Origin of the sequence: Bradyrhizobium sacchari (genome assembly GCF_002068095.1) — a bacterium.
Lineage (GTDB): Bacteria > Pseudomonadota > Alphaproteobacteria > Rhizobiales > Xanthobacteraceae > Bradyrhizobium > Bradyrhizobium sacchari.
Map to the genome: position 1 here is coordinate 1 of NZ_LWIG01000068.1, position 5938 is coordinate 5938.

The 5938-nt window shown below is 65.6% G+C and carries 4 protein-coding genes and 1 pseudogene; 1 reads left to right on the plus strand and 4 read right to left on the minus strand.

The window, feature by feature from the left end:
• Positions 1–1299 (minus strand): DUF1522 domain-containing protein (locus tag A5906_RS39355; RefSeq protein WP_136615814.1); only part of this gene is annotated, 1299 nt, incomplete at its 3' end.
• Positions 1300–1620: 321 nt separating this feature from the next.
• Here A5906_RS39355 and flbT point away from each other — a divergent pair.
• A complete protein-coding gene (gene flbT, locus A5906_RS39360; RefSeq protein WP_080140437.1) occupies positions 1621–2061 on the plus strand; it encodes a flagellar biosynthesis repressor FlbT in 441 nt (146 codons plus the stop codon).
• Positions 2062–2135: 74 nt separating this feature from the next.
• Here flbT and A5906_RS39365 read toward each other — a convergent pair whose 3' ends face one another.
• From A5906_RS39365 to A5906_RS45830, 3 genes and pseudogenes are all read right to left on the minus strand, one after another.
• A complete protein-coding gene (locus A5906_RS39365) occupies positions 2136–3632 on the minus strand; it encodes a pyridoxal phosphate-dependent decarboxylase family protein (protein WP_080140438.1) in 1497 nt (498 codons plus the stop codon).
• Positions 3629–4882, minus strand: a complete 1254-nt coding sequence (locus tag A5906_RS39370) for an ATP-grasp domain-containing protein (protein WP_080140439.1) — start codon at positions 4880–4882, stop codon at positions 3629–3631. Before A5906_RS39370 ends, A5906_RS39365 begins: the two co-directional genes overlap by 4 nt.
• 1 nt (position 4883) lies before the next feature.
• Positions 4884–5938, minus strand: a pseudogene (locus A5906_RS45830) (hypothetical protein); the annotation flags it as partial.

The window sequence follows — 5938 nt, forward strand, 5'->3', positions numbered from 1 at the left end:
CTGACCGGTCGCGGTCGAGAGCACCGCCGCACCCGAAGTGATCTTCGCGGTCTGCACGCCGGTGGCGAGGTCGATCGCGTTGAGCAGGTCGGTCACCGTCGCGCTCTGGAGATAGACGGTCGAGTTGCCGCTGCCGTCGGTGACGATGTTGCCGTTGACACCACCCGAGGTCACGCTGGCTGCCGACTGCGGCGTCTGCGCGTTCTTGAAGGTGATGATGTGGCCGTCGACGTTCAGCGTCGAACCGTCCTGAACCAGAGCACCCAGCGAACCCGCGCTGGTCTGGCGGGCCACGCTCACGCTCGTGTTTCCGCCGCCGCTGGCCGAACTCAGGCCAAGGGCCTTGAGCAGATCGGCCTTGCCGGTCACGTTCAGGTCCGCACCCGTCGAACTCTCCAGAATGACCTTGCCGCCCGCGACGGACGAGATGGTCTGGGCCGTACCAACCGTGGCGCCGCTCTGCGTGATGGTGGCAGCACCAGCGCTGATCGAAGCGCTCTGCACGCCGCTGGCCAGATCGATCGCCTTCAAGAGGTCGTTGACGTTCGCCGTGGCGAGATAGACGGTGGTGTTGCCGTTGCCGTCGGTGACGAGGTTGCCGCTGACGCCCGACCCGGACGGAACCGCGGTCGACGCCGGAGCAGCGCCGCTGCGGAAGGTGATGGTCTTGCCGTTGACCGTCAGCGTGTCGCCGTCGGCAGGCTGGGCGTTGCCGACCAGGCCGGTGGCAGTCGTGGCGCCGGTGGCGATCAGGGTGATGGTTCCGGTCAGGGCCGTGGTGCCGTCGCCAGCCGTTGCCGCGGTGCCCGTGAACACGCCCTGGCTCGCGCCCAGGGTCTTGGCAGCCGTAATCGCGGTCGTGCCGCCGGGAGCGCCGCTGTAGATCACGTCGCTCGACGCGGTCGCACTGGCGAAGCTCGTGGTGCCGCGCAGGTCGGCCGCGGTCGCACCGGAGATGGTGGCGGAGACGTTCGACTTGGTGGAGTAGCCGACCGTGGTCTGCAGCGCCTGGTTGGCGATCGACTTGGCGCTGTCGATCAGCTTCTGCAGCGAGGTGATGCCGGTGTTGGCGGCCTGCAGCACCTGCACGCCGTTGGCGATGCCGTCGAGCAGGTTGTTGATGTCGCTGGCGCGGTTGTCGAGCGACTGGGCCGTGAAGAAGTTGGTGGGGTTGTCCAGGGCCGAGTTGACGCTCTTGCCGGTCGACAGACGGTTCTGCGTGGTGGCGAGAAGATCAGCGGTGGACTGGAGGGAGAGGAGGTTCTGACGAACCGACGCGGAGAGGACGATGCCTGACATGACTCTGTTACCTTTCTGGTAAACGACGCTACTGTTACGCGTCTGCTTGGATCGAGACCGACCCAGCGACCGGCGGACCCTGGCGCCCAGACCTCTAACGAAACATGAAATGAAACTCGTGCTTTTGCCGGGTTGGACGTGATTCGGCTCGCCGAGGCTCTGTCCCTCGCCGCGCCACCGCTCGGATATCAATTTGGGAAGATTGAGCTTTTCCGCGCGGATGTCGGGGATTTAGAACTCGTTAACTAATTCCGAGCGAGAATCACGCCCTGATAAGCCGCAACGAGCGCTCGGTTACGAAAGCGTTGATGGAGAACAGGCATGGCTCTCAAGGTCGAGCTCAAACCGCACGAACGCATCATTGTCGGCAACTCCGTGATCACCAACACGGACCAGCGCGCCCGTCTGCTGATCGACGGCGAGAACGTGCCGATCCTGCGCGAGCGCGACATCCTCACGCCTGAGACCGCCGATACGCCGGCCAAGCTCGTCTACCTGGCGGTCCAGCTCATGTACATCTCGCCGGATCCGCAGACCCAGCACGGCACCTATTTCAATCTGGTGCGCGACATCGTCACCGCGGTGCCGAGCTCCTGGCCGATCATCGAAGGCATCAACAACAACATCCTGAACGGCGACCTCTACCGGGCGCTGAAGGAAGCCCGCAAGCTGATCGCCTATGAGGAGAAGCTGCGCAGCCAGTTCGAGGCCACGCATCCCAAGGCGGCGGCGGGCAAGGACGACGTCAGCACCGCCGCCTGATACAGAGGCTCGCACAAGCGACAACGGCCCCGGACGATCTCCGGGGCCGTTGTCGTTTCAGGCGTTCACCAATGCTATTGCGCCACGAGCGGCGGCGCCTCGACGTCGATCACTCCGCCGCTCCGCCGCCCGCCGAACTCCAGCACGGCCGCAACCAGCGCATCGATATCAGTCTCGTCGGTGCGGTGATTGACGATCGCCGCGCGGATCGCGAACGTTCCGTCCAGCGTCGTGCCCGAAGGCGCGGCGATGCCGGACTCCTGGATGTCGGCAACGATCTCGCGGTTGACCGCATCGTTGCTACGGTAGCGGAAGCAGACGATGTTGAGATTCACCGGCGCCAGCAATTCCAGCCGCGGCTCGGCCAGCACGCGCGCCTCCAGGTATTTCGCCAGCGCGCAGCTTCGCGCGATCACGGCGCCCAGCCTCTCGGTGCCGAACGTCTTCAGTGTGAACCAGGTCTTCAACGCCCGGAAGCCGCGCGACAGGTCGGGGCCGAGATCGCAGGGCCAGACCGCGCCCGCCGCAAGCCCCCTCGCCTCGCGGCTCAGATAGGCCGCCGGCTGGGCGAAGGCTTGGCGGTGCCGTTCACCGTCGCGCACCAGCAGGAAACCGGCGTCGTAGGGCACCTGTCCCCATTTGTGGAAGTCGAGGGCAATGGAATCCGCAAGCTCGATGCCGCCGAGCAGAGGCGCGAGTTCGGGAGAGAGAATTGCGAGCGCGCCAAAAGCGCCATCGACGTGAAACCAGATCCCCTGCTCGCGGCACAGCTCCGCGACGGCCCTGAGATCGTCGATCGCGCCGATATCGACCGTGCCGGCGGATGCGACGACCAGGAAAGGCTTGAATCCGACCTTGCGGTCGGCCGCGATCTGCGCGCGCAGCGCGGCGACGTCGATGCGATGATCGGCATCGAGGCCGATCTTGCGCAGCGCATCGCTGCCGAGCCCAGAAATGTCCATCGCCCTGGAGACACAGCCATGCGCAGCCCGCGAGGTGTAGGCCGTGAGCAGTGCGCCGTCATTGCCGATGCCATACTGCCGCGCCAGCGTACCGAGCGCCGTCGTCCGCGCCACCAGCACTGCCATCAGATTGGCCATCGACGTGCCCGTGACGAAGATGCCGCTTGCGCTCTGCGGAAAAGCAAACAGGCGGCGCATCCAGTCGACGATCTGGCGCTCGATCTCGATCGGCATGTGGTCGCGGCCGCCGAGATTGGCGTTGAGGCCGGCGGCAAGCATCTCGGCAAGCATGCCGACAGCCGTGCCGCCGCCATGCACCCAGCCCATGAAGCCGGGATGAACGTTGCCGGTCGCGTAAGGCGCGACGTGCTCGGCGAATTCGCGATAGACGTCGGCGAGATCGCTTGCCTCGCGCGGCACGTCGGACTTGATGGCCGCACGGACGCCATCGGGGATCGGTTGCCAGACCGGACGCGAGCGAACGTTGGCAATGCCGTCGATCGCCTCGTCGAGCATGCGATGGGCGAGCACGCGGAATTCGGTCCAGTCCTGCGGATCGAGCGAAGTTTGCGTGACTGAGCCTTGCGTGTTGCGGACGATCTCGTTCATGCTGGATTCCCCTCGCTCGCCTTTGCATGCCGCGACAGCATCGCCGTGAACGCGGCGAAGATCTTGCGCATCTGCGGCGGCTTGTATGGAAACACGGCGGGCGGATCCATGTTGTGGACGACGGCGGTGTTGTCGGCCTCGAACACCAGAAGTTCGCCGTTCTGGTTCTCGGCGCAGTCGACGATGAAATAGTCGAGGCCGATGCGCCGGCTCATCTCGTCGAGCGCATTCTTGTGGCGCGCCGCGAAAGCGCGATCGAACTCGCGCATGAAGATGGCCTCTTCAGCGCGCTTCTCCTCGCTGAATGCCATGTAGGCGTTGAGGTACCAGATGTCCCAGCGATCGGCGATCGCCATGTGGCAGGCATAAGGTTTGCCGTCGACCATGGTGAGCCGGATCTTGCGAAAGAGCCCGTCGGGGCTCGCGTAATTGACGAAACGCGCGACGAAAAAGTCCTGCTCCTGTCGCTCGGCTAGATAGGCCTTCAGCGCAGCGGCATCGTCGACCTTCGCAAGCCCGACGCCGGCGTGCGTGCCGCGTGGCCGTACGATCATTGGAAAGTGCAATTCGCTCGTAATCTCCGCGCAGGCGATCCGCCCCTCCGAGAGAGCCGTCAATTGCGCACGGGTCGCGTTGGCGGTGACCGGAATATCGAGACCGGGGACATCAGCCAGCAACCGATAGAGCTTGTCGCGATCGAGATTGCCGATGAGCTCGGGGCGGTTGAGCAACGGCCGCGGCCAGCGCGGCGCGGCCTGTTCGATGACGGCGAGCGCCTCTCGGCATTCCGCGGAATCGGAGGCGACCACGATGGCCACGTCGTGATCAGGCAATGTCTCGGGCAGGCCGATGCCCTTGACCACGTAGAGCGTCAGCAGCTCGATGTCTGAGCCTTCGAGCAGGAATTCGATCGGCGTATTGCCGCCCATGTCGATGTCCGCCGCGAGCGCGAGCACGCGCATGCGTGGTTTGGCAACTGCGCAGGGCGTGCGGAACAATTGATGGAACGCGAGCACCTCGGTCTGGATCACCAGCCCAGCCTCCTTCTCGCCGAGAAGCTGGGCAATCAGCGACAGATCGAGGCCCTCGCCCGCCTCCGCCGTGCCCTCTGCGATCCGCGCCAACAGATGCTCGCGCAACGGATGCAGATCGCCGCCCTCGAAGGCCCGGCGCGTCAACTGCGCAAAGCCGATACGGTCGGAATAGGCTGGCGCCGTGGCGCCGTTCGGTGCGGAAACAGGATGGAGCATCTCAGGCCTCGAGCACAAACTTCCCTGGCGCAGCCGTCGCACGGTCGAGCAGCAGCTCGGTCTTCACCAGCACGTGGGCGATGCGATCGAGGATAGCTTGCAAGTTGCGTTGCGATTGCGCGGCGTCCGCCGACCAGGCTTCGGTGACCAGCCGCGCGCCGACGCACAGCCGCAGCAATCCTTGCGGTTTGCCGTCCGCTTGCGCGAACCGCACCGGCTGACCGACGAGGCAGCGCTGTGCGGCAACCTGCCGGTCGGCCGCGCTGCCGTCGATGTCGCCGTTCATGTCGCGCGCCAGAGCACGATGCACGGCATTGGTTTCGGCGATGGAGACCGGCTTGCCGTCACGCAGCAGTGCGAACGGAAAGATCGTAGCGGCCGCGAATTCCTCATCATCCACTCCGGCTTGCCCGGATGCATTCGGAACCGCTCGAAGCGACGGCGACAGCGCGATCATGGCGTCGATGCCAGAAGCGAGCTCGGCCAGGGCCCTGACACGGAATGCGCCGGGCACGGCATAGTAGCTGGCGATCTCCGCAAGCGCCGCCTCCCAGCGCAGCCATTGACCGAAATTCGGCCGGCGCTCGAAGCGCGAGCGCAGCGCCGTCCAGGCCATCGGCCAGTCGCAGCGGCCGGCATAGTCGAAGATGCCCGGCGCGATCCCGCCAATCCGGTCGATCGACCGCGACAGGCCCTTCGGCACCAGCAGCGCGCCGCTGAAGGCAGGGCCACCGAAGAATTTCGAGCCCGTCATCAACACCATGTAACCGCGATCGAGATAGGACCGCAGCCGGCGGCGACCGAGTCGCGCCTGGCAGGCGTCCACCACCACCTGAACCTTGCGCGGCCAGCGCCGCGCGATCTCATCGAGGCAGGCAGCACTCGGCGCGCGCCAGCCGAGTTTTGACGAATCCATGATGTGCAGAAGAATGCACCGGCCTTGCCCGAGGCTGTCCTCGATTGCACGCATGACCGCGGCATCCGCATCCGCGCGCACCGCGACGTCGGGCGCCACCTCGAGCAGCGGCACCGCAACGCTGTCGCCGGCAAGCCCCG

What these genes read in the sequence shown, in the direction of transcription:
- A5906_RS39370 (WP_080140439.1), bottom strand. Translation starts at nt 4,882, where the DNA reads ATGCTCCATCCTGTTTCCGCACCGAACGGCGCCACGGCGCCAGCCTAT.
- A5906_RS39365 (WP_080140438.1), bottom strand. Translation starts at nt 3,632, where the DNA reads ATGAACGAGATCGTCCGCAACACGCAAGGCTCAGTCACGCAAACTTCG.
- flbT (WP_080140437.1), top strand. Translation starts at nt 1,621, where the DNA reads ATGGCTCTCAAGGTCGAGCTCAAACCGCACGAACGCATCATTGTCGGC.